Source organism: Skermanella stibiiresistens SB22 (assembly GCF_000576635.1).
Taxonomy (GTDB): Bacteria; Pseudomonadota; Alphaproteobacteria; order Azospirillales; family Azospirillaceae; genus Skermanella; species Skermanella stibiiresistens.
In genome coordinates, this window is sequence record NZ_AVFL01000008.1 from 155,348 (window position 1) to 178,200 (window position 22,853).

Annotated in this window: 19 protein-coding genes; 12 read left to right on the forward strand and 7 right to left on the reverse strand. The window is 66.9% G+C overall.

The window, feature by feature from the left end; all coding sequences use genetic code 11:
* Positions 1 to 162: 162 nt before the first annotated feature.
* Both N825_RS13075 and N825_RS13080 read right to left on the reverse strand, forming a co-directional pair.
* Positions 163 to 1,050, reverse strand: coding sequence for a cytochrome c (locus tag N825_RS13075; protein ID WP_037452152.1), 888 nt, complete (start codon positions 1,048 to 1,050; stop codon positions 163 to 165).
* 2 nt (positions 1,051 to 1,052) lie between these two features.
* On the reverse strand, positions 1,053 to 1,565 hold the full coding sequence (locus N825_RS13080) for a c-type cytochrome (RefSeq protein ID WP_037452155.1): 513 nt from the start codon (positions 1,563 to 1,565) through the stop codon (positions 1,053 to 1,055).
* 335 nt (positions 1,566 to 1,900) lie between these two features.
* Here N825_RS13080 and N825_RS13085 point away from each other — a divergent pair, with 335 nt between their 5' ends.
* From N825_RS13085 to N825_RS13120, 8 genes are all read left to right on the forward strand, one after another.
* Positions 1,901 to 3,127, forward strand: coding sequence for an ROK family transcriptional regulator (locus tag N825_RS13085; RefSeq protein WP_037452159.1), 1,227 nt, complete (start codon positions 1,901 to 1,903; stop codon positions 3,125 to 3,127).
* Positions 3,128 to 3,190: 63 nt separating this feature from the next.
* A complete protein-coding gene (locus N825_RS13090; protein WP_245613098.1) occupies positions 3,191 to 4,750 on the forward strand; it encodes a sugar ABC transporter ATP-binding protein in 1,560 nt (519 codons plus the stop codon).
* Between the two features lie 58 nt (positions 4,751 to 4,808).
* Positions 4,809 to 5,825 (forward strand): ABC transporter permease subunit, encoded by a 1,017-nt coding sequence (locus N825_RS13095; protein ID WP_037452166.1) that lies wholly within the window; start codon positions 4,809 to 4,811, stop codon positions 5,823 to 5,825.
* Positions 5,826 to 5,907: 82 nt separating this feature from the next.
* Complete coding sequence (locus tag N825_RS13100; protein WP_037452169.1) at positions 5,908 to 6,855, forward strand: ABC transporter substrate-binding protein; 948 nt, start codon at positions 5,908 to 5,910, stop codon at positions 6,853 to 6,855.
* A 98-nt stretch (positions 6,856 to 6,953) separates the two neighbouring features.
* Positions 6,954 to 7,913 (forward strand): PfkB family carbohydrate kinase, encoded by a 960-nt coding sequence (locus N825_RS13105; RefSeq protein ID WP_037452173.1) that lies wholly within the window; start codon positions 6,954 to 6,956, stop codon positions 7,911 to 7,913.
* Positions 7,910 to 9,406, forward strand: a complete 1,497-nt coding sequence (zwf, locus tag N825_RS13110; RefSeq protein ID WP_037452175.1) for a glucose-6-phosphate dehydrogenase — start codon at positions 7,910 to 7,912, stop codon at positions 9,404 to 9,406. Before N825_RS13105 ends, zwf begins: the two co-directional genes overlap by 4 nt.
* A 17-nt stretch (positions 9,407 to 9,423) precedes the next feature.
* The gene (gene edd / locus N825_RS13115) at positions 9,424 to 11,250 is read left to right on the forward strand and encodes a phosphogluconate dehydratase (RefSeq protein ID WP_037452178.1); all 1,827 of its coding nucleotides are present in this window, start codon (positions 9,424 to 9,426) and stop codon (positions 11,248 to 11,250) included.
* Positions 11,251 to 11,261: 11 nt separating this feature from the next.
* Positions 11,262 to 11,888 carry a bifunctional 4-hydroxy-2-oxoglutarate aldolase/2-dehydro-3-deoxy-phosphogluconate aldolase gene (locus N825_RS13120; protein WP_037452181.1) on the forward strand — a complete coding sequence of 209 codons (627 nt, stop codon included), beginning with the start codon at positions 11,262 to 11,264 and terminating at the stop codon, positions 11,886 to 11,888.
* A 204-nt stretch (positions 11,889 to 12,092) separates the two neighbouring features.
* On the opposite strand, the gene bfr is transcribed toward N825_RS13120, so the two are convergent.
* The 4 genes from bfr to N825_RS13140 form a co-directional block, all read right to left on the reverse strand.
* Entirely contained in the window at positions 12,093 to 12,569 is a 477-nt protein-coding gene (bfr, locus tag N825_RS13125; RefSeq protein ID WP_037452184.1) for a bacterioferritin, read from the reverse strand.
* A 116-nt stretch (positions 12,570 to 12,685) separates the two neighbouring features.
* Complete coding sequence (locus N825_RS13130) at positions 12,686 to 13,834, reverse strand: PepSY-associated TM helix domain-containing protein (protein WP_063833791.1); 1,149 nt, start codon at positions 13,832 to 13,834, stop codon at positions 12,686 to 12,688.
* 8 nt (positions 13,835 to 13,842) lie between these two features.
* Positions 13,843 to 14,523, reverse strand: coding sequence for a Fe2+-dependent dioxygenase (locus N825_RS13135; protein WP_037452187.1), 681 nt, complete (start codon positions 14,521 to 14,523; stop codon positions 13,843 to 13,845).
* 49 nt (positions 14,524 to 14,572) lie between these two features.
* The gene (locus N825_RS13140) at positions 14,573 to 16,717 is read right to left on the reverse strand and encodes a TonB-dependent receptor (protein WP_037452190.1); all 2,145 of its coding nucleotides are present in this window, start codon (positions 16,715 to 16,717) and stop codon (positions 14,573 to 14,575) included.
* Positions 16,718 to 16,886: 169 nt separating this feature from the next.
* On the opposite strand from N825_RS13140, the gene exbB reads away from it, so the two are divergent.
* Genes exbB through N825_RS36490 form a run of 3 tightly spaced genes read left to right on the forward strand, consistent with a single transcriptional unit; the run spans position 16,887 to position 19,172 of the window.
* On the forward strand, positions 16,887 to 17,903 hold the full coding sequence (gene exbB / locus N825_RS13145; RefSeq protein WP_037452193.1) for a tonB-system energizer ExbB: 1,017 nt from the start codon (positions 16,887 to 16,889) through the stop codon (positions 17,901 to 17,903).
* A 4-nt stretch (positions 17,904 to 17,907) separates the two neighbouring features.
* On the forward strand, positions 17,908 to 18,357 hold the full coding sequence (gene exbD / locus N825_RS13150) for a TonB system transport protein ExbD (protein WP_037452196.1): 450 nt from the start codon (positions 17,908 to 17,910) through the stop codon (positions 18,355 to 18,357).
* Positions 18,354 to 19,172 (forward strand): energy transducer TonB family protein, encoded by an 819-nt coding sequence (locus N825_RS36490; RefSeq protein WP_051512286.1) that lies wholly within the window; start codon positions 18,354 to 18,356, stop codon positions 19,170 to 19,172. Before exbD ends, N825_RS36490 begins: the two co-directional genes overlap by 4 nt.
* Here N825_RS36490 and N825_RS13170 read toward each other — a convergent pair.
* The gene (locus N825_RS13170) at positions 19,164 to 21,383 is read right to left on the reverse strand and encodes a tetratricopeptide repeat protein (RefSeq protein ID WP_051512287.1); all 2,220 of its coding nucleotides are present in this window, start codon (positions 21,381 to 21,383) and stop codon (positions 19,164 to 19,166) included. The genes N825_RS36490 and N825_RS13170 overlap by 9 nt on opposite strands.
* A 198-nt stretch (positions 21,384 to 21,581) precedes the next feature.
* Between N825_RS13170 and N825_RS13175 the strand changes: the two genes are divergently transcribed.
* Positions 21,582 to 22,787: an alpha/beta fold hydrolase gene (locus N825_RS13175; RefSeq protein ID WP_157619142.1), complete on the forward strand. Its 1,206-nt coding sequence runs from the start codon at positions 21,582 to 21,584 to the stop codon at positions 22,785 to 22,787.
* The last annotated feature ends 66 nt before the right edge of the window (positions 22,788 to 22,853 follow it).

Below are 22,853 nucleotides of genomic sequence, written 5' to 3' on the forward strand. Positions count from 1 at the left end.
CGCCCAATCGCCCTTTCATTCGATCACCGGCGGAAGCGGGCACATGCCGAAGCCTCGGCTGATCGATGCCGGACGCGGGAGGCGTCACGGCGCGCTCGCTACCCCGCTTTTAGTGTAAAGTGCGCCGCTTCCCCAAGGAAATGGAAAATCATCCAACTTCCATCACCGGCCAACCGGGGGCACGGTCACCAGATAGGCCGCGATGGCCTCGCGATCCGCCGCCGTCAGCTTGGAGGTGCTGTTGGAGACGACCTCGTTCATGCCGCCACCGACGAAGTCGCCGTCCGGGGTCATCCCGATCTCCAGCATGAAGGCGATGTCGTTGGCCGACCACTTGCCGATACCGGCCTGCTGGTCGGAGGTTATGTTCGGCACCGGTTTGCCTTCGGGACCATCGGCCGACCCGCCCAGCGATTTGGAGTGGTCCACCGCGCCTAAGAAGTTGCGGGGGCTGTGACACTCGCCGCAATGGCCGGCGGCCTCGACCAGATAGCGGCCCCGCAGCCATTTTTCATCACGGCCGGGAGCCGGCGGCAGGCCGCCTTCGTCGAGGAACATCGCCTGCCAGACCGGCAGCAGGAAGCGCCAGCCGAACGGCGGCGAGACCTCGTGGGGCCGGTTGGGCTTGGCGACCGCGGGCTGCGCGTCCAGATAGGCCTTGAGATCCTGGAGGTCCTGGTCGGTCAGATGGGTGAACGCGGTGTAGGGAAAGACCGGAAAGTAGGAACTGCCGTCCGGAGCCTTGCCCTCGCGCATGGCGCAGTTGAAATCCGCCTGGGTCCAGCCGCCTATGCCGCTGTCGCGATCCGGCGTGATGTTGGGCGAGTAAAACGTCCCGAACGGTGTCTTGAGGGCCCGGCCGCCGGCCAGCCGGGGCGCGTCCTTGGACTCGGTGTGGCAGCCCAGGCACCCGGCGGCGTTGAAGACGTATTCGCCGCGCTTGACCGGATCGTCGCCACCCGGCTGATCCGACGTTTGGGCCAGGGAGGAGGACGCGCCGCCGGCCAGCAAGGCCAGCGACACACCCAGGCGCGAAAGCCAGAAAGCCACGCCTAGTTTTTCTTCTGGCGGAAGTCATCATGGCAGCCGCCGCAGGACTGCCCGACCTGGCCGAACTGGCGGGCGATCGACGCGCGGTCCTCTCCCGTCGCCGCGGTCGTCAACCCGTCGCTGGCGGTGACCAGACGGGTGGCCGCCTGCTCGAACTTGGGCCATTGCTGCCAGATCTCGGGCTTGGCCTCGCTGCCGTCGACCGTGCCGATGCCGGTGTTGGCCGGGAACAGGTTGGGCACGATCTTGTGCGATGCCTGCTGGAGTGCCGCGGCGCCCTCGCGGACACCCTCGATCGTGCCGCCCTCGTTCTTGACGTAGGCGGCGATCTTCTTCATGGCGTCGCCCATCGACTTCATGGCGGTCTCGCGCTCCTTGGCCACCGCCGCCGGGTCGGTCGACACGGGCTGGGGCGACTGGGCGAAGGAACTGGCGGCGGCCAGAAGCACGCTGGCCGACGCTATGGTGATCGCGGCACTTCGAATGATGCCGTTCGTCTCGCTGAGTTTGCCCAAGGAAACTCTCCTTCCGCTGGTTACCAGGGAAATAGACGCGAAACCCTAGGGCGGCATCCCAACGCAGAAGGATTACCCAATTCGGTCCAACGTTCGGATATGGCCGCGCCGTGGGTTTTAGGACCATGTGAACCAACCGCGCGCTGGAGATGGATCGGCTGGTCACACCTCGGCGGTGGTCGATCCTGGATAAGTGGCTCTCGGAAAGCCCGAATCGCAAACCTCCGGTGAGGATTAATTCACACTGAATTATTTATTTGACAGCTCCGTGGTGACATGCAAAAGTTAACCTAACGTTAAGCGCTCAAGCGCGACATCGGGGAGGCAAGGTTCACATGACCAGCGCGTCGAACGGCAACCCAGCCACCGGCCAGGGTAGCAACTCGGTCAATATCCGCCTGTTCAACGAGCGCGTGATCCTCAACGCGCTCCGCCGCCTGGGCCAAGCCTCCAAGGCCGATCTCTCCCGCTATGTCAGCCTGACCAACAACACCGCCGGCGTCATCGTCAAGGAACTGGAAGAACGCAACCTGATCCGCAGCGAGGGCAAGCGCTCCGGCGGACGCGGACAGCCGGCGACGTTGCTGTCGCTCGATCCCGACGGCGCCTATTCGATCGGAGTCAAGTTCGGCCGCCGCTCGATCGACACCCTGCTCGTGGATTTTCGCGGCCATGTGCTGGACCGGCGCCATCACGAGCTTGATTTCCCCATGCCGGACGAGGCGGTCGGATTGGCGCTCCACGACATCGCGGCCTTGCGCAAGGCCGTGCCCCAGAGCGGCCGCGCCCGGATGGCCGGCATCGGCCTCGCCACCCCCTATGACATGGGTAGCTGGCGGCGCGAGCTGGATATCGCCTCGGACGCCTACCGCGTCTGGAACGAGGTCGACATCGCCGCCCGCGTCGGCGCCGAAACCGGCTTGCCGGTGTTCCGCGAGAATGACGGCACGGCGGCGGCGGTGGCCGAGATGTTCCGGGGCCGGGGCCGCGAATTGGACAGCTTCGTCCATGTCTTCATCGGCGCGGCGGTCGGTGGCGGTATCGTCCTCAATGGCGAGTACTATGGCGGCAAGACGGGCTACGGTGGCGATATCGGCCTGATGCCGGTCGGCCGCTCCAAGCTGGCGACGGCACCGGAGCCATCCCGCAGCCACGACATCCTGCTGACCCGCGCCTCTGTCAATTCGCTGATCCGGCACCTGCGCGGCAATGGCGTGGCGATCTCCAGCCGGAGCGAGGTCGAGGAGGCCCTGACCCGCCATCCCGACTTGGTGGCGGAATGGCTGGACGACTGCGCCGACGCCCTGGTCGTCCCGCTGCTCTCTGCCGCCCGGCTGCTCGACGTGGAGGCCATCGTGATCGACGGCGACCTGCCCAAGTCGATCAAGGAGGACCTGCTGGAGCGGCTGGGTCCCTTGCTGGAGGAGGCCTCCCCGGAGGCCAGGAAGCCGCCCCGGCTTCTGCTGGGGATGATCGGCCGGGAAGCCTCGGCGCTGGGAGCCGCGATCCTGCCACTGCACCTGAACTTCAGCCCCAGCCGGGAAATCCTGGTCAACCAGTAGCTTTCCGGACCACGGGGATACGGCCAAACCAAGAAACAACCATCGATCTCAACGGAGGGAACCATGGGTGCGACAGCGCTCAGCGCGCAGACACAGGCCACGCGTCCGCCGACATTGGAGATGCGCGGCATCTCCAAGACTTTCCCCGGCACCAAGGCGCTCAGCAACGTCGCCCTCAAGGCCTGGGGTGGCGAGATCCTGTCCCTGATGGGCGAGAACGGTGCCGGCAAGAGCACGCTGATGAAGGTGCTGTCGGGCGCCTATCAGGCCGACGCCGGCGGGCAGATCCTGATCGATGGCGAGGTGATCGACATCTCCAACCCCCACGTGGCGCGGGAACACGGCATCGCGATCATCTACCAGGAACTCAGCCTGCTGCCGAACCTGAGCGTCGCCGAGAACATCTTCTTCGGCCGCGAGCCGTCCAAGGGCGGGCTCATCGACCGGCGGACCATGCGGGAGAGCTGCCGCGACGTGCTGAAGCGGCTGGGCGCCACCTTCGGACCCGAGACGATCGTGGCGCAGCTGTCGATCGCCGAACGCCAGCTGGTCGAGATCGCCCGGGCGCTCCAGTCGAAGTCCAAGATCCTGGTGATGGACGAACCGACGACCACCCTGTCGTCGCGGGAGACCGACCGGCTGTTCGCGCTGATGCGCCAGCTTCGGAACGACGGTTTGGCGATCATCTACATCAGCCACCGCATGGCGGAGGTCTACGAGTTGTCGGACCGCGTGTCGGTGCTGCGCGACGGGACCTATGTCGGCACCCTGGACAAGGACGACATCTCGGCCGAGAAGCTGGTCAAGATGATGGTCGGCCGCGATCTCGGCAGCTTCTACAAGCACGACCACGTCGCCAAGGCGGGCCGGGCCAAGGGGCAGCCGATGCTGTCGGTCGAGGGGGTGACGGATGGCGGCAAGCGGGTCCATCCCGCCAGCTTCACCCTTTACGCCGGCGAGGTGCTGGGTTTGGCGGGGCTGGTCGGCTCCGGCCGGACGGAACTCGCCCGCCTGATCTACGGCGCCGATCCCAAGGCGGGCGGCACGGTCAAGGTGGACGGCAAGCCGGTCGACATCCGGTCACCCAAGGACGGCATCGACGCCGGCATCACCTATCTTACCGAGGATCGCAAGCACCAGGGCCTGTTCCTGGACATGTCGGTCAAGGACAACGTCAATTTCAGCGTGATCGGCCGTGACGCCAGGGGCGGCGGCGTGCTGAACCGGCGGAAGGCGGTCGAACGGGCGAAGAGCTCGATCGCCAACCTGAAGATCCGGGTCGCCAGCGCCGCCATCGGCGTCGGCACGCTGTCCGGCGGAAACCAGCAGAAGGTCCTGCTGGCCCGCTGGCTGGAAGCGAAGCCGCGCGTGATGATCCTCGACGAGCCGACGCGCGGCGTCGACATCGGCGCCAAGGCCGAGATCTACCGCATCATCGACCAGCTCGCCCAAAGCGGCGTGGCTGTGCTGGTGATCTCCAGCGAGTTGCCGGAGGTCATGGGCATCTGCGACCGCATCCTGGTGATGCGGGAAGGACATATCGAAGGCCAGGTCGGCGGAGCCGACGGCCCACCCGTCACCCAGGAAGCCATCATGGCGCTCGCCACCGGCGTCCAGCTCTGACCGGGTTCCACCAGACCCGGTCGGATCAGAAAAAAGATATCCAGGAGGAAGTCTTCCCATGTGTTCGATGAAGACGATGGGCGCCGATAGCCAGATCGCCGACGAGAAGTCGGCCGCGGCGGCCACCCGCAAGCAAAACCTGCACACCATCATCCAGGTCGTCGGCATGCTGCCGGTGCTGATCCTGATCTGCATCGGTTTCGAGTTCGCCACCGGCAAGTTCCTGACCGCCCGGAACATCTCGATCGTCATGCAGCAGGCGTCGATCAACATCGTGCTGGCGACGGGACTGACCTTCGTCATCCTGACCGGCGGCATCGACCTGGCGGTCGGCGCCGTGCTGGCGGTCTCCGCGGTCACCGCCGTGTCCATGACGCTGACCGGCATGCCCGACTTGGCGATCCCGCTGGCCCTGCTGGTCGGCCTGGCGCTGGGTGCCGTCAACGGCAGCCTGATCGCGTTCTTCCGCCTGCCGCCGTTCATCGTGACGCTGGGCGCCATGACGGCGGTCCGCGGCCTGTCCCGGCTGTCGGCCAACGACACCACGGTCTTCAACGCCGCCCTGCCCTTCGCCTGGATCGGCAACAGCCAGCTGTTCGGCATCCCCTGGATGGTGATCATCGCCTTGGCCGTGGTCGCCATCAGCTGGTTCGTCCTGCGCCGCACCGTGCTGGGCGTCTGGATCTACGGCGTCGGCGGCAACCCGGACGCGGCCCGGCTGTCGGGCATCAAGGTCTGGGCGGTGCTTCTGTTCGTCTACGCCATCTCCGGCATGCTGGCGGGTCTCGCCGGCGTCATGTCCGCAGCCCGCACCTTGTCGGCCAACGGCGCGCAGCTGGGCATGGGCTATGAACTGGACGCCATCGCCGCGGTCATCCTGGGCGGCACCAGCTTCGTCGGTGGCATCGGCTCGATCTTCGGCACGCTGATCGGCGCCCTGATCATCGCGGTGCTGTCCAACGGACTGATCCTGATGAATGTCAGCGAGGTCTGGCAGCTCATCATCAAGGGTCTGGTCATCGTCGGCGCCGTGGCGCTGGACCGGTACCGCAACAAGGGGAGCGCCCGCACCTGACACGAACATGACCGACACCCCCAAGCCTCGATCCAACCAGAAACTCAATCGAAACAACCAGTCCCGAACCGGAGGAAACATCATGATCAAGAAATCCGCCCTGCTCGCCGCATCCGCCCTGGTCGCCCTGACCGCCGCCACGCTGGCCCCGGCATCCGCCGCCGAACTCAAGTCGGTCGGCATCACCGTCGGCAGCCTCGGCAACCCGTTCTTCGTCCAGATCGCCAAGGGCGCCGAGGCGAAGGCCAAGGAGATCGGTGGCCCCGGCGTCACCGTGACGGTGGTGTCTTCGGATTATGACCTGAACAAGCAATCGACCCAGATCGACAACTTCATCGCGTCGGGTGTCGACATGGTCCTGGTCAACGCCGCCGACCCGGTCGCGATCGAGCCGGCCATGGTCCGGCTGAAGGCCGCCGGCATCGTCGCGGTCGCGGTCGACGTCAGCGCCAAGGGTGCCGCCGCCACGGTCACCACCAACAACATCGAGGCGGGCGAGAAGGCCTGCGACTACATCGCCCAGAAGATGAACGGCAAAGGCAGCATGGTGATCATGAACGGCCCGCCCGTATCCGCCGTGATCGACCGGGTGACCGGCTGCAAGCAGGCCATCGCCAAGACCCCCGACATCAAGATCCTGTCGGACAACCAGAACGGCAAGGGCTCCCGCGAGGGCGGGCTCGAGGTCATGATCGGCCTGCTGACCGCCTTCCCCGACATCGACGCCGTGTTCGCGATCAACGATCCGCAGGCGATCGGGGCCGACCTGGCGGCCAAGCAGCTCAACCGTGACGACCTGATCATCACCTCGGTCGACGGCGCGCCCGACATCGAGGGCGCCCTGAAGCAGAGCGGCAGCCTGATCCAGGCATCGTCGGCGCAGGACCCCTACGCCATGGCGCAGAAGGCGGTCGAGGTCGGTAACGAGATCCTGCAAGGCAAGCAGCCGGCGCAGGCCACCACGCTGATCCCCGCGGAGCTGATCACCCGCGACAACATCGCCCAGTACAAGGGCTGGACCTCGAAGTAAGCAAGCCCGAACGAACCTCCACCCCGCGCCGTCCGCTCTCCTCCCCGTGCGGCGCGGGGCCTTTTCCCCCAATCCCAGTTTCAGTCGAAGAGGTCCATATGGCGGACGCGATTTGCATGGGCGAGCTACTGATCGATTTCGTGCCGGTCACGACGGGCACCGATCTGCTGACGGCAACCGCCTTCCAAAAGGCCCCGGGCGGCGCTCCCGCCAATGTCGCGGTGGGCCTCTCCCGGCTGGGCAGCCGCAGCGCGCTGATGGGCCGGGCCAGCGAGGACGGCTTCGGCCGCTTCCTGATCAAGACGCTGGAGGATTCCGGCGTCGACACCAGCCTGATGCGCCGCTCGCGCCGAACCCGCACGCCGCTGGCCTTCGTCTCCCTGGCGGCCGACGCCGAGCGCGAGTTCCTGTTCTATGGCGATCCCAGTGCCGGCTTCTGCCCGGAGGACGTCGATTTCGACGCGATCTCGAAGGCGAAGCTGGTCCATTTCGGCTCGATCGGGCTGATCACCGACGACTCCCGCGTCGCCACCCTCCAGGCGGTCGACGCGGCGCGGGGCGCTGGCCTGCACGTCTCGTTCGACGCCAACCTCCGGCTCGACCTGTGGCCGACGCCCGACAGCGCCCGCGAGGCGATCCGCGAGGGCATCGATCGGGCGACCATCGTCAAGCTGAGCGACGACGAGATGGATTTCCTGACGGGATCCAAGGATCCGGTGGCCGGTGCCCGGAGCTTGCTTCACACCGGATTGACATTGATGGTGGTGACGCACGGGCGATATGGTTGTACGTTCGTTACACGTGACACCGACGGCAAGGTTCCCAGCTTCACGGTCGATCCGGTCGACACCACGGGGGCGGGCGACGCCTTCATGGCTGGACTGCTGACCGGGTTGCTCGAACACCCGAACGCCCCTCTCACTTCCGAGCTGCTCCACGACCTGTGCCGCTTCGCGAACGCCGCGGGCGCCCTGGCCACGACGCAGCGGGGAGGCATTCCGGGCTTGCCGAACCGGGCTGGCGTGATGGCTTTGATGAGCGAGGAGGCTGAGCGATGACGGCACACACGGCACCCGTCGATACCTTCGATTATCTCGTGTTCGGCGGGACCGGCGATCTGGCGCTCCGAAAACTCCTGCCAGCCCTCTACCTGCGCGACAAGGCCGGCCAGATCACCGGCGACAGCCGCGTCATGGCCGTCTCCCGCAGCCAGCTCTCGCCAGCCGAGTACAAGGCAAAGGCCGAGGAGGCCCTGCGCCAGCACCTACACGCGGACGAGTTCGACGAGGAGACCTGGGGCCGGTTCGGCGCGAGGCTCGACTACGTCGCCGCCGACGCCACCACGACCCATGGCTGGGGCGAGTTGCAGGAGCACCTGAAGGGCCGTGACGAGATCGTCCGGGTCTTCTATCTCGCGACCTCCCCCGAACTGTTCGGGCCGATCTCGGAGCGGCTGAGGGCCTTTGGCCTCGTCACCGAGAAATCCCGCGTCGTGCTGGAGAAGCCGATCGGCCGCGACCTGGCGTCGGCGAAGCGGATCAACGACGAGGTCGGCAGCGTCTTCGCCGAGGAGCAGATCTACCGCATCGACCACTATCTCGGTAAGGAGACGGTCCAGAACCTGCTGGCGCTCCGCTTCGCCAACTCGCTGTTCGAGCCGGTGTGGGACGCGGGCCATGTCGACCATGTCCAGATCACCGTCGCCGAGACGGTCGGCGTCGAGGGCCGCGGCGGCTACTACGACAATTCCGGCGCATTGCGCGACATGGTTCAGAACCACCTGATGCAGTTGCTCTGCCTGGTTGGGATGGAGCCGCCGGTTTCGCTCGACCAGGAGGCGGTGCGCGACGAGAAGATCAAGGTGCTGCGTTCCCTGAAGCCGATCGGGGTCGAGAACATAGCGGCCTCGACCGTGCGCGGCCAATACCGCGCCGGTGCCGTCAACGGCGCCGCCGTGGGCGCCTACGCCGAGGAGGCGGGCGCCGGCAATGGCAAGCCGAGCAATACCGAGACCTTCGTCGCCCTGAAGGTGGAGATCGAGAACTGGCGCTGGTCGGGCGTGCCGTTCTACCTGCGCACCGGCAAGCGGATGCCGGCCAAGGTGTCGGAGATCGTCATCCAGTTCCGTCAGGTGCCGCACTCGATCTTCCCACGAGGCGCCGGCGAGATCACGCCGAACCTGCTGATCGTCCGCCTGCAGCCGGACGAGAGCATCCGGCTGAACCTGATGGCCAAGGACCCCGGCCCCGGCGGCATGCGGCTGCGCGAGGCCTCGCTGAACCTGAGCTTCGCCGAGACCTTCAAGTCCCGCTTTCCCGACGCCTATGAACGCCTGCTGATGGATGTCGTGCGCGGCAACCCGACGCTGTTCATGCGCCGCGACGAGGTCGAGGCGGCGTGGCGCTGGACCGAGAGCATCCTGGACGCCTGGGAAGCGCGCGGCGACAGCGTCAAACCCTATATCGCCGGAACCTGGGGACCCTCCCAGTCCGTGGCCCTGATCGAGCGCGACGGCAGGACCTGGCACGATGACGCCATGACCACCGGCTGAGCCGAAGGAGAGATCTGATGGAGTTGAAGCAGACCATCGCCCGCGTGACCGATCGCGTGATCGAGCGCAGCGCCGACACGCGCGCGGCCTATCTCGCCCGGATCCGCGCCGCCGCCGACAAGGGGCCGACCCGGTCGCGCCTGTCGTGCAGCAATCTCGCCCACGGCTTCGCGGCCTGCGCCGCCGATGACAAGCGGGACTTGGCGGACACGGTCAAGCCGGACATCGCCATCGTCTCCGCCTATAACGACATGCTGTCGGCGCACCAGCCGCTGGAGAATTTTCCCGCCATCATCAAGAAGGCGGTGCACGAGAACGGCGGCGTGGCCCAATTCGCCGGCGGCGTGCCCGCAATGTGCGATGGCGTGACCCAGGGCAACGCCGGGATGGAGCTGTCGCTGTTCAGCCGCGACGTGATCGCGATGGCGACCGCCGTGGCGCTGTCCCACGACATGTTCGACGGCGCCCTGATGCTGGGCGTCTGCGACAAGATCATCCCCGGACTGGTGATCGGTGCCCTGTCGTTCGGCCACCTGCCGACCATCATGGTGCCGGCCGGCCCGATGACCTCGGGACTGCCCAACGCCGAGAAGTCGCGCATCCGCCAGCTCTACGCCGAGGGCAAGGTCGGCCGCGAGGCGCTGTTGGAGGCGGAGTCGAAATCCTATCACGGCCCCGGCACCTGCACCTTCTACGGCACCGCCAATTCCAACCAGATGCTGATGGAGATCATGGGTCTCCACCTGCCCGGCGCCGCCTTCATCAATCCGAACACGCCGCTGCGCGACGCGCTGACGGCGGCGGCCAGCCGGCGCATCCTGGAGATCACGGCGCTGGGCAACGCCTACGCGCCCGCCGGCGAGGTGGTGGACGAGAAGGCGGTGATCAACGGCGTGATCGGCCTGCTCGCCACGGGAGGATCGACCAACCACACGATCCACCTGATCGCGATGGCGCAGACGGCGGGCATTAAGCTGACCTGGGCCGACTTCGCCGACCTGTCGGCGGCGGTGCCGCTGCTGGCCAAGGTCTACCCGAACGGCAACGCCGACGTTAACCACTTCCACGCCGCTGGCGGCATGGCCTTCGTGATCCGGGAACTTCTCGACGCCGGCCTGTTGCACGAGGACGTGCTGACCGTCGCCGGTGACGGCGGGATGCGCCGCTACGCGGAGGAGCCGGTGTTCGAAGGCGAGAAGCTGACATGGCGGCCGGGAACGGCGGTCTCGCTGGACCGGAAGGTGCTGGGCACGGTGGCCGAGCCCTTCGCGCCGGATGGCGGGATCAAGGTGCTGGACGGCAACTTCGGCCGCGCGGTGATCAAGACCTCCGCCGTCAAGCACGAGCACCGCTTCGTCGAGGCGCCCGCCCGTGTCTTCACCGATCAGGCGGAATTGCAGGCCGCGTTCAAGCGCGGCGAGCTCCACAAGGACTTCATCGCCGTCGTCATCTTCCAAGGTCCCAAGAGCAACGGCATGCCGGAACTGCACAAGCTCACCCCTCCCCTGGGCGTGCTGCAGGACCAGGGCTTCAAGGTGGCGCTGGTGACCGATGGCCGGATGTCGGGTGCGTCGGGCAAGGTGCCGGCCGCCATCCACGTGACGCCGGAAGCGGCGTCGGGTGGAAACATCGCCAAGATCCGTGACGGCGACATCGTCCGGCTTGACGCGGAGCACGGCATCCTGGAAGTCTTGGTGGACGCGGAGGAGTTCGCCGCCCGCGAGCCCGCCGCCCCCGATCTGACCGGCAACCGCTTCGGCACCGGCCGCGACCTGTTCGGCGCGTTCCGCGCCATGGTCGGTGGCGCCGAGGACGGCGCGTCGGTCTTCAACACCGCAGCATGAGGAACCGATAGATGCAAACGATCTCCGCCATCCTGGCCCTGGGCCCGGTCGTTCCGGTGCTGACCATCGACGACGTCGAGACCGCCGTTCCCCTGGCGCGGGCGTTGGCGCGCGGCGGCCTGCCCGCGATCGAGGTGACGCTGAGGACGGCCGCGTCGCCGGACGCGATCCGCGCCATCGCCGCCGAGGTGCCCGAAGCCGTGGTCGGCGCCGGAACGATCCTGACCGCCAAGCACTACGAGGAGGCGGTCGCGGCCGGCGCCAAGTTCATCGTCAGCCCCGGCTGCACGCCGGACCTGATCGAGGCGGCGAGGCGGTCGGAGGTGCCGTTCCTGCCGGGTGCCGCCACCGCGTCGGAGGCCATGGCGCTGCTGGCCGCCGGGTTCACCCATCTGAAGTTCTTCCCAGCGGAACCGGCCGGTGGCATCAAGATGCTGTCGTCTTTGGGAGCGCCCCTGCCGGCGCTGCGCTTCTGCCCGACCGGCGGCATCTCGGTCGAAAACGCCCCGAAGTATCTGGCGCTGCCGAACGTCGTCTGCGTCGGCGGGTCGTGGGTGGCCCCGGCTGACGTGGTCAAGGCACGCGACTGGGACAAGATCGAAGCGCTGGCGCGCGCGGCGGCGGCTTTGGGGAAGTAGGCGGGCTGGGTGCTGCAGGCGTGATCCGCCGGCTTACAAGGAATGGGAGCCGGCGGATCACGCGTTTACAAACCCGGAGGTCGGCTACAGCGAAGCGACAGCCGACAGACCGGCGCGTCGGGAGTGATGTCGGCTGTCGCTTCGCTGTAGCCGACCTACGCTGTGGCACCCGACTTCGAACAGAGGCCTAGATGGCCATTTCCGTCACGAGCCGTCGAACATCTGTTCCTGCTTGTAGTTTTCAGCCCCAACCGAGTCGATCAGCCGAATTTGGTGCGTCAGCCAATCGATGTGTTCCTCGGTGTCGTTGAGGATACTGGAGAAAAGCTCGCGGGTTATGAAATCCCGGACCTCCTCGCAGTAGCCGATCGCCTCGACGAGCGACTGGCGGCCGGACTGCTCCGTCTCCATCTCCAGATCGATCATCTCGGGGACGTTGCCGCCGATCTTGACCTGATTGAGATCCTGCAGGTTTGGCGTTCCCTCCAGGAACAGCGTGCGCTCGATCAACCGGTCGGCGTGCCGCATCTTGGACCGCGCCTCGGTCTGGTTATGATCGGCCAGCCGCGTCAAACCCCAATCCCTCAGCATTCGGGAATGCAGGAAGTATTGGTTTATCGCCGTCAGCTTGCCGGTCAAAACCTTGTTCAGGTGGCGAATGACACTCGGATTGCCCTTCATCCACGCTCTCTCTTTTCCATGCCCGCGGGTGTCGTACCCGAGGCCCCATCATCCAGATCCAACCCCCGCTTGTCGATAAGGTTTCATAGCGATGACAAAGGTTGTTTGGATCGGAGTCACGACGCCCCCTGGCGGCTGGCTCGCCTTTGAATATCGAGGCGCCGCCGGTTACGGCGGCCTTTCAGCCACATCATAACTCCCGTGACCATGAAGCCTGCGGGCAACACACCGGTCAGGAACACGATCGTCTCCCACGGCAAGCCGGTGCCCTGGCCATCGTGCAGTCTCCGCATCAGGCGGGAGAAATCGTCGCCACCACCACCGGGCCCCGGCGTGTCGGCGCGCCTCGTGGCACCGGTCGCATCATCCACCGTGATGGTCGCGACATCCCCGGTACCCTCGCGCCGCACTTGGACGACCCAGTTTGGCCGGCGCTCCTGCGGCAGCGACAGCGACACCAGACGTCCATCGGGGAATTGGTCCAGCGCTTTCGCGGCGGCACCATCCGGCGACATCGACGTTGGGACGAGGGGCGGGCTAGGCGGCTGACGGGGTGCTTGCGGGATCATCGTCACGAAACCGCCAACCAAGGCGCGCGCGGTTTGGGGGAACGAGATGTAAACTCCCGTCAGAGCCACCACCAGCAGCGGTAGGGAGATCCAAATCCCGGCGACGTAATGAAGGTTGGCCGACACCTTCATTCCCCGACGCCAGCCCAGCGCCGCGACGGGAGATCCGCGACGCGGCCACCACAGCCAAATCCCCGTCGCCGCCGCGACGGAGAGCGCGACCCCGAGCCATCCCACGATCTGCCGACCGGAGAATTGCGGCACGGCCAGACTGCCATGGAAGCGGTGGAGGAAGCCGAACAGCGACGCGCTCTGATCGCCGCTGTCGAGCACCCGCGCCGTCGCCGGGTCGAGCCAGACGGTGGCGATCCGGGGGCGCCCCTCGACCAGGAGAACACTGGAAACCGTCACCGGCGCCCCCTCCTCCGCAGGCATCCGGACCGACGACGCCGGCTTGTCGGGACCCAACGCCGATGCCGCCGCTTCCAGATAGTGGGACGGCGCCAGCACGCCCTGTTCAGGAGAGACGGCGTAGCGTTGTGGCTCCAGCAAACGGTCGAGCGCGTCGTGCCAAACCAGCGCGCTGCCGGACAGTCCCACCAGCACGATGGGAACGCCGACGATCAATCCGATCCACAGATGCACCGTGCGCAGGATCTGGCGCGCGGAAGCGCGTTTAACCCCTGGTTTGTCCATGACGGCGCTCATACCTCGGCCCACCGGCGGATCAGGTTATGATAGCAATTGGTCAGCGACACGACGGAGGGATGGTCCGGCAGGTCGGCCGCCACGCCGTTGATCGCCATGTCCAGGTCGAACAAGGTGGTCCTGGCGGCGTCGTCCCGGATTATGCTCTGTATCCAGAAGAAAGACGCCCAGCGGCTGCCCCGCGTGATGGGCGTGACCTGGTGCAGGCTGGACGCGGGATAGACGACCATGTGCCCGGCAGGCAGCTTGACCGAATGGGCGCCATAGGTGTCCTCGATCATCAGCTCGCCGCCGTCGTACTCCTCCGGTTCACTGAGGAACAAGGTGGCAGAGATGTCCGTTCGGATCCGGCCGCCGCCACCCGGCAGCGGCCTGACCGCGTTGTCGACATGGGCGCCGAACCGCATGCCCGCGTCATAGCGGTTGAACAGCGGTGGGAACACTTGGCTCGGCAAGGTGGCTGACATGAACAGCGGACTGGCGTCGAGCGCCCGCAGGACGATGCCGCGCAGTTCCGCCAGTTCGGGAGCCGTCTCCGGGATTTGGAGGTTGTTCTTGGTCTTGGCGGACTGGTGACCCGCCGTCACGCGGCCATCGACCCAGCGGGCCGCTTCCAGGACGGCCCTGCAATGGGCCACCTGTTCGGTGCTCAGCACATCGGGAATGTGAATCTGCATGGTGAGGCGTCCTCTCGATCGAAGGCCGGTGACGGATGGTCGGAAGGCGTCAGAAGCGGGCGGCGGCGCTGAGGACCAGGGTCCGGCCGGCGCCGGGGATCACGTGTCCTGGATAGACGCCGTCGTAGATGTCCTCGTCGAACAGGTTGTAGGCGTTGAGCGCCACGCGGACGTCGTTGATGGTGTAGGAGACCATGGCGTCGACGCGCCAGTAATCGGGCACCTCGTTGGTGTTGGTGTTGTTGGCGAAGCGCTCGCCCGTGTAGTAGGCGCCGGCACCGAGCTCGAGATTTTCGAGAACCTCATATGTCGTCCAAGCGAAACCTGAATGCTCCGGGGTGTTTTGCAAGGTCTTGCCGGTCGTGCCGTCATTCGCCTTGGTGATCTCGCCTTCGAGATAGGTATAGCCAGCCAATACCGTCCACCGATCCGTGATGCGGCCATTGGCTTCAAGTTCGAAACCGTCGACCTGCTGCTCTCCCTGGAGCACGGTCACGGAGGCGTTGACGGGATCGACCGTCCGGGCGTTGGTCTTCTCGATGCGGAACAGCGAGCCGCCGATGCCCAGCTTGTTGTCGAGCAGCGAGAACTTGGCGCCGACCTCGTAGGTCCGGTTCTTTTCCGGTTCCAATCCAACTTGGGCGGCGCTCAGGCTGACGAATTCGGCCGAGGGATTGAAGCTCGTGCCATAGGAGACGTAATAGGTTTGCGCGTCGGTCGGCTCGTAGATCACCGCCGCCCGCGTGCTCAACATCGTGTCGGTGCGATCCAGAGACAGCCCCGCGATGCTCTCGTCGCTTTCCGCCTCGAAACGGTCCCAGCGCAGGCCACCGACGATCGACCATTGGTCCGTCAGAGCGATCCGATCGGCGGCGAACAGGCCGATGGTGGTGGCGTTGGCGCTGGTGTCGGATGTGACGCGGCGGGGTGTGCCGACTCCCGCGTTGGGGTCCGGATCGAATAGGCTGGCGGTCGGCAGCCCCGTGAAGCCATAGCGCTTGGTATCGACGTCGTCATAGCCAAGCTCGACGCCACTGACGAGGGTGTGTCCGATCGGGCCGGTCGCGAAGGTGGCGGTCGCGGTCGTCGTGTTGTTGACTGACCATGTCTCGCTATCGAGGCTGGGACGGCTGCGGGTGACTCGGATCGCCGACAGCGGTGTCCCGGCGACCGCGTTCACGCGCGGAGCCGTGGTCGTGGCGTCACGGGTGTAATATCCGGCGCGGAGCGTGTTCGACAGCTTCAGCCAGTCGGTCGCCACATGATCGAGCTTGGCCGTGACCAGATCGACCTGGACGTCCTCGTTGTCGTCCCTGAGACCGTAGAACGTCTCGAGATCGACCGGGGCCGGACGGCCGAACACATAGGGCAGGCCATAATCCGGGCGATTGTCCTCCTCCTGGTGAAGGTAGGAGACGGTGAACTGGGTGTCGGTGCCGAGCCCCAATCCGATCGACGGAGCGATGCCCCAGCGTTTTTGTTCGACCAAGTCGCGGCCGACGGTCTCGCTGTCCTGCCCCATCACGTTGAGCCGGATGGCGGCTGTCGGTCCCACCGGCATGTTCAGGTCGGCCGTCCCCCGGAAGAATGGGCCGTTGCCGACGCTGACCTCCGCGCGGTTCGACCTCTCCAGCGTCGGCACCTTGGTCACCAGGTTGATCACGCCGCCGGTCGAGCCCCTACCGAACAGCAGCGATGACGGCCCCTTCAGGACCTCGACCGAATCCAGGTTGAAGGTGTCACGGTTGTATTGGCCAGGATCGCGGGCGCCATCGACGAACAGGTCGCCGCGGGCCGAGAACCCCCGGATGGTCAGGGTGTCGCCTTGCGCCCCGCCCTCACCGGCGTTGATCGAGATGCCGGCGACGTTGCGGACGGCCTCGCGGAGGCTCGGGATGTTCTTCTCCTCGATCAACTCCCGCGGGATGACGCTGATCCCCTGCGGCGTATCCTGGATCGAGGTGGGAAGACGGTCGAGCGACGGCTGACGCTCCATCGTGTTGCGGGATTCCGGTCCCGTCACCGTGATCGGCGACAAGGTTTGGACTTCCGATCCCGGCTCGGCCTGAGCCGCTTGGCTCGGTGCCTCCTGTGCCGATGCCGGAGAGATCGCGGCCGAGGTGGAAATGGCCAGCGCGGTGGTCAACGCCAGCGACGGCGCGAACCGATATTGCCGAGTATACGTTGTGCCCATGAAATTCAACTTCCTAAGATTGTGCTATTAAGTCTTATTATCAACGTGATTTTGCCGCAATCCACTTTGTGCAAATGACTCGCAAAATCATTTGCATGACAGCTACGCGTCGCTTATGGATGACTCAGGAAATCAATTGTCTGGGACCCCTCATCAGGGGATTTGAAGCATGACGACACCGCGCACCGTAGGCTGGCTGCCCCTCACGATCATATCGCTGATGTGCCTCTCGACGGCGGCGCTGGGTCAGGTGACGACCACGCCCGAAACACCTCCGGCGCCGCGCGAACAGGTTCAACCGCCGCCCGGCGATGCCCAGGCTCCAACGCTTCCCACCCCAGAGTCATCCGCACCAGAAGCGCCCGCGGCTTCCACACCCGGGGCTTCGACTCCGGAGGCTTCAACTCCCGGGGCGCCCGCCCCAACCGATACCGGCTCGCCAATCGACACCGCCCAGGAACAGGACCCACCCGCCGACGATCCGCTCGCCGCGATGGTGCCTCATGACCTGTCGCCTTGGGGGATGTTCATGGCGGCGGATGCCGTCGTCAAAGGCGTCATGATCGGGCTGGCTTTGGCATCGGTGCTGACATGGACGGTGCTGGTCGCCAAGACGATCGAATTGAGCGCCACCAAGCGGCGGGTCGCCCGCGCCCTCCGGGTGATCGGCTCCGCGCATACCCTGGCGGAAGCCGCCGACCGCAGCGGTCCGTCGGATGGTCCGGTCCACGCCTTCGTCCGGTCCGTCGTCGCGGAGCACGAGCTTTGGTTCGCCGGCATGGACAAGGCGGGACTGCGGGATCGGATCGCGTCACGGCTTGACCGGCTGGTCGCCAACTCGAGCCGCCGAATGACCAAAGGTACCGGCGTGCTGGCGACGATCGGATCGACCGCCCCCTTCGTCGGGCTGTTCGGCACGGTCTGGGGCATCATGAACAGCTTCATCGGCATCTCGGAAGCCCAGACCACCAACCTGGCCGTGGTGGCGCCCGGCATCGCCGAAGCCTTGCTGGCGACCGCCATGGGCCTGGTAGCGGCCATCCCCGCCGTGGTCATCTACAACGCCTTCGCCCGCGGCATCGCCGGGTACAAGGCGCTGCTGATGGACGCCGCCGCCGAGTTGCAGCGCATCGCGTCGCGCGATGTCGACCGCACCATGGTTTCCATGCGCAAGGCGGCGGAGTAGCACCATGGCCGCGAGACTTGATCAAGGCGACGACGATCTCGCTGAATCGCACGAGATCAACGTCACGCCCTTCATCGACGTGATCCTCGTCCTGCTGATCATCTTCATGGTCGCGGCGCCGCTCGCCACCGTCGACGTGCCGGTGGACCTGCCCTCCTCGACCGCGAAACCCCAGCCCAAGCCGGACAAGCCGCTATACTTGACGGTCCAGTCGGACCTGTCCCTGATGATCGGTGACGAGCCGCTGGGCGACGCCCCGCTGAAGGCGGCGCTCGACCGCGTCACCGCCAACGACCATGACCAGCGCGTCTTCCTGAGGGCGGACAAGACGGTCGATTATGGCGACCTGATGGGCGTCATGAACGAGTTGCGCGCGGCCGGATACCTGAAGATCGCCCTCGTGGGGCTTGAAGGCGTTCCGACACCACCGGCAGCGGCCCCCGTTCGACCATGAGTTCCGATACCCTGCGTTGGGGCCTGAGCGCCGGTTTCGTGCTGGCGCTGCACGCCGGCGTGCTGGTCGGCGTCCTCGCCCTCGACACCCCGCCTCCACCGGCGGAGATCGCCGGGCCGGTCCTGATCGACCTGCCGCCCGAGCCGCCCGCTCCCGAGCCAGCGGCGGAGGAACCCACGCCCGAACCGCCACCACCGGAGCCGCCGCCTCCCCCTCCGGAACCGCCACTACCGGAGCCGCCACCCCCAGAGCCGCCACCGCCCGAGCCCGAACCCCCTCCGCCGGAGCCACCGCCCCCGGAACCGCCGCCGGAAGTGGAGCCACCGCCCCAGGTCGAGCCGGAGGTGGCCCTGCCCGACGTGACGCCGCCAAAGCCCCCGCCGCCGAAACCACCGCCGCCACGCCCTCGGCCGGTCGTCCAACCGCGTCCGCCCGAACCGGCGCCCCCCGCGCCCCCCCCTCCTCCAGCGGCGGTGGCCCAGGCGGAACCGGCGCCCGCTCCTCCCAGGGCGGTGGCCCAGTCATCGGTGATGCCGACATTCCAGCAGCGGCTGCTTCAGCATCTGGATCGGCATAAGCGCTATCCGCAGGCCTCCCAGCGCCGCCGCCAGCAGGGTACCGCCATGCTGCGTTTCACCATGGACGCCGAGGGCAACGTGCTGTCCTACCGGCTGGAACGGTCATCCGGCCATGAAGCCCTCGACGAGGAGGTGCTGGCGATGATCCAGCGCTCCCAGCCGCTGCCCAGGATCCCGGCGGATCTCGGCCGCGACCGGCTGGAACTGGTCGTGCCGGTGCAGTTCTCGCTACGCTGAGTGGCTTTCCAGAACCGACACCAGCGCCTCGACGGCGCTGGTGTCGTGGAAGGCTTTCGGCGCCGCTTGGCGTACCGCGTGACGCATGTCGGCGCGGAACCGGCGGTCACGGCCCAAACGCGCGGCGATCTCGACATAGTCGTCCCGCGAGTCCGCGATTGTATCGCGAATGCCGATCATCTCCAGGATGCCGGCGGAGTGCCGCTGGCGCATCAGGAGACCCGGCAGGGTGACGATGGGCAGGCCATGGGGCAACGCCTCCAGCGCCGTGTTGTGGCCGGACCAGGACGGGTTGTCGAGAAAGACATCCGTCAAGCCGGCGACCGCGTTGAACCGCGCGTGGTCCATCTGGGGCAGGAAGCGGCAATGGCGGTCCGCCTCCAGTCCGGCGCGGGCGAAGGCCTTGGTCAATCTCTGGCGGAAGATCAAAGCGACGCGCGGGGCCGGCATGTAGTCGATGAACAGGAACAGCGCTGTTGGCAGCCTCGCCGCGATTTGGACGAACAAGTCGTCGTCATCCGGCAAGTATTTGAACAGCGATTGGCAGCACCAAAACACCGGCGCGTCGTCCGGCAAGCCGATGTCGGCGCGGCTCAGCGGCACCACCGGCGGATCGAGCGGGCGGTAGGCGTAGCTGAGGTTGGGCAGACGGACCAGCGTCTCGCGATAATGGGACTGGCCGTCCGGCGGCTCCATCAGAGCCGAACTCAGGTACAGATCCATGGTCGGCAACCCCGTCGTCACGGGATGGCCGGTCGACATCGCCTGGACCGGCGCCAGCCGAAGGCAGGCCAGCCGGGCGGCCATGGGATCCATGCCGACATCGCCGAAGATCAGCGCGTCCAGATCATCGCGCCGGATCGCCTCGGCCCAAGCCTCGACGGTGCCGAGGCCGCGGCGGAACGCCTTGGAAAGACCGGCGAAGCGATCCGTCTCGTCGTCCCGACCGCTCCCGGTGTGGTAGCAGAACAACTCGACGCGGGCGGGATCGAAGCCATCGGCCCAGCCACGCAAGGAAACGTTGACCGCCGAATGGCGGCCGATGTGACCGGCGACGAAGCCGACGCGGAGCAGGCCGCCATTCCGACGGCGCGGCGCCAGGGGCTTGGTGAGGTCGGGGTGCCGTTCCGCCATGAGGCCGGAGATCAGGTCGCCGTAGATGACTTGGAGCTCCAGGTCGTCCCGCCCCTGGTAGGCTAGATAGAAGGGCTGGCTGCCGCCGACGGCTCCGGCGGCGGTGAAGCGCTCCGCCGCTGGGGCGTTGCCGTAGTGGTCGGCCAGCTCCGTCAGCCGACGGGTATAATTCTCGCGCGCGCGGTCGATCTCGCTCCTGTCCCGGTAGATGATCGGCAGTTCGGCGAAGCAGCGGCGGAACCTCGCCGCCGCGTTCATCGGGTCCAGCGTGAGCGCCCGGCCGAAGCAGCGGCGCGCCTCGTCATGGCGCGCCAGTTCCTGGAGCGCGTTGCCCAAGGTGGCGTGGGCAACCCCCTGCGCGGGATCCGCCGCCAGCGCCGCGCGATAGCGCGAGGCGGCCTCGGCGGGCCGCCCGGCCGAGAGCGCCTGATTGCCCAGCAGGAGATGCGCCTCGGCCAGATCCGGCGCCCGCGCCAGCGCGGCGTGGCACAGTCCGGCGGCGTCCTCGGCCGCGCCATCCTCCTGGAGCAGCGCCGCGGCCGCCAGCATCGCGTCGATGTCGCCGGGGCATGACCGAAGCACCTTGCCGTAGCGATCCGCCGCCGCCGCCCGATCGCCCATCCGCTTCAGCAAATTGCCGAGGGTCAGTCCCAACCCGGCATGATCCGGGACCTGGATCAGCGCCCGCCGGCAAACCGCCGCGGCGGATTCCAGCGCGCCAAGCCCCTGCAAGGCGCCGACCAGCACCAGCGCCGCTGCGGCGTTCCCCGGGTCGGTTTCGACCACGGACTGGATCACGTCGCGCGCCTCGCCGAACCGCTTCAGATCGGACAGGAGGGCGGCCCGGTTGAGCGCCACCGTCGGATGGCGGGGCGACAACGTGTCCGCATGGTCGAGGGCCACCAGCGCGCCGGCCAAATCGCCCAGGCGGCGCAGGGCCGCGGCGAGATTGTTGTGGAGAATGAAGTCGTCCGGTTCCTGCGCGATGGCGCGGCGGTAGATCGCGACCGCCTCCACCAGCCGCCCCAGCGCCATGGCGGACCGGGCGGCTTCGTCTGTCGCGGCGGGTTCAAACATCGCTTCCCGGCAGGCTCGATTCGATGGGGTGTTTCCCCTTCGACCGTAATGCTCCCTCCCCTTTCGGACAACATAAACCGATCGGGACAGCGGAGCTTACCCGTCCGTTCAACCAATCGATCATGTCACTAACCGTTTTTTCACCAGACCTGCACGACCCTTGCTCCTGGTGTTGATCAGTGGAATCGGGTTGCTCAGATGGAATGGCTTCGAAACCGGCTGGGGCGGGCTTCGACGGGCATGATGAGGGGATTGGCCGGCGGAGTGGTGGCGGCGATCCTGATGACATCCGCCTCCGGAACGGCGGGAACGCCGGCGGCGAAACCGACGATGTGGATCGAACCGGCGACGCCCGAACAACCGGCGCTTGGGCCTCGCCGCGCGGTGGGAGCGGTGATCTGGGTCCATGGTTTGTCGCTCAATGACGAAGACTCGCGGGCCCCGACTCCCCCCTATGTCAAGAGCCTGGGGGAACAGGGCTGGGACACCTTCCGCCTAAACCGGCTGCGCGAGGCGGACAGCCTGGAAGGCACCGGCGCCAGGCTGGCCAAGGCGGCGCGCGACCTGCGGGCGCAGGGTTACAAGAGCATCGGCATCGCGGGACAGAGCTTCGGCGCCTTCGCGGCGCTGGTGGCGGCGTCGGAGGACGGGGTCGCCGACGCGGTCATCGCGACCGCGCCGGCCGCCTATGGCAGCTTCACCGACTCGTTCGCCACGTGGCGGGCGAACTCGACCGAACTCTACCGCCTGCTCCGCCGTGTCGGATCGACGCGGCTGATGATGGTGTTCTTCCACGGCGACGGCTACGATCCCGGCGGCCGGGGCGACATGTCCCGCGTCATCCTGTCCGGCCGCGCGGTCCACGACCTGATCATCGACCAACCCGCCGACCTGATCGGCCATTCGGCGGCGTCCAGCGGGTTGTTCGCGCGCCGGTTCGCCGGGTGCATCGGCCGCTTCATCGTGGGGGAGATCCGCACCCCGGCGGACGAGGCGACGTGCGAGACTTCGTGGGGACGCCGCCCCAGCGCCGACCTGGGCGATGGCGGGACCGGCGCCCGGTTCGGCGCGACCCTGGCCGCCACCAAGCCAGCCGTCAGCGCCGACCTCGCGGGGTCATGGTATGGCTTCTATCGCAATGGCCGCGAGGTGATGCTGAACGTCGAACGGCTGGACGGTGAGCGTGTCGTCGCCAGCTATCTGCTGGGATCGGGGTTGATGGCTCAGGAGCAGCCCGAGGCGACCCGTCGGGTGGGCTCGTTCGCCAACGGTGAACTCGTGTTCGATGAGCCCGCGCTGAACCCGCTGCGCTTCCGCATCCGCGCGGACGGCACGCTGGCCGGCACATGGCAGGCACGTGACGGCGGCGCCACCTTGGACACGGTGCTCAAGCGCATGCCGTGACCGTCCGGACAACCGTCGTCCAATTTTCCCATCACTCGCGCCGCGTTATGGTTTATCCATGCCCGG

What these genes read in the sequence shown, in the direction of transcription:
- N825_RS13085 (WP_037452159.1), top strand. Translation starts at nt 1,901, where the DNA reads ATGACCAGCGCGTCGAACGGCAACCCAGCCACCGGCCAGGGTAGCAAC.
- N825_RS13090 (WP_245613098.1), top strand. Translation starts at nt 3,191, where the DNA reads ATGGGTGCGACAGCGCTCAGCGCGCAGACACAGGCCACGCGTCCGCCG.
- N825_RS13095 (WP_037452166.1), top strand. Translation starts at nt 4,809, where the DNA reads ATGTGTTCGATGAAGACGATGGGCGCCGATAGCCAGATCGCCGACGAG.
- N825_RS13100 (WP_037452169.1), top strand. Translation starts at nt 5,908, where the DNA reads ATGATCAAGAAATCCGCCCTGCTCGCCGCATCCGCCCTGGTCGCCCTG.
- N825_RS13105 (WP_037452173.1), top strand. Translation starts at nt 6,954, where the DNA reads ATGGCGGACGCGATTTGCATGGGCGAGCTACTGATCGATTTCGTGCCG.
- zwf (WP_037452175.1), top strand. Translation starts at nt 7,910, where the DNA reads ATGACGGCACACACGGCACCCGTCGATACCTTCGATTATCTCGTGTTC.
- edd (WP_037452178.1), top strand. Translation starts at nt 9,424, where the DNA reads ATGGAGTTGAAGCAGACCATCGCCCGCGTGACCGATCGCGTGATCGAG.
- N825_RS13120 (WP_037452181.1), top strand. Translation starts at nt 11,262, where the DNA reads ATGCAAACGATCTCCGCCATCCTGGCCCTGGGCCCGGTCGTTCCGGTG.
- bfr (WP_037452184.1), bottom strand. Translation starts at nt 12,569, where the DNA reads ATGAAGGGCAATCCGAGTGTCATTCGCCACCTGAACAAGGTTTTGACC.
- N825_RS13130 (WP_063833791.1), bottom strand. Translation starts at nt 13,834, where the DNA reads ATGGACAAACCAGGGGTTAAACGCGCTTCCGCGCGCCAGATCCTGCGC.
- N825_RS13135 (WP_037452187.1), bottom strand. Translation starts at nt 14,523, where the DNA reads ATGCAGATTCACATTCCCGATGTGCTGAGCACCGAACAGGTGGCCCAT.
- N825_RS13140 (WP_037452190.1), bottom strand. Translation starts at nt 16,717, where the DNA reads ATGGGCACAACGTATACTCGGCAATATCGGTTCGCGCCGTCGCTGGCG.
- exbB (WP_037452193.1), top strand. Translation starts at nt 16,887, where the DNA reads ATGACGACACCGCGCACCGTAGGCTGGCTGCCCCTCACGATCATATCG.
- exbD (WP_037452196.1), top strand. Translation starts at nt 17,908, where the DNA reads ATGGCCGCGAGACTTGATCAAGGCGACGACGATCTCGCTGAATCGCAC.
- N825_RS36490 (WP_051512286.1), top strand. Translation starts at nt 18,354, where the DNA reads ATGAGTTCCGATACCCTGCGTTGGGGCCTGAGCGCCGGTTTCGTGCTG.
- N825_RS13170 (WP_051512287.1), bottom strand. Translation starts at nt 21,383, where the DNA reads ATGTTTGAACCCGCCGCGACAGACGAAGCCGCCCGGTCCGCCATGGCG.
- N825_RS13175 (WP_157619142.1), top strand. Translation starts at nt 21,582, where the DNA reads ATGGAATGGCTTCGAAACCGGCTGGGGCGGGCTTCGACGGGCATGATG.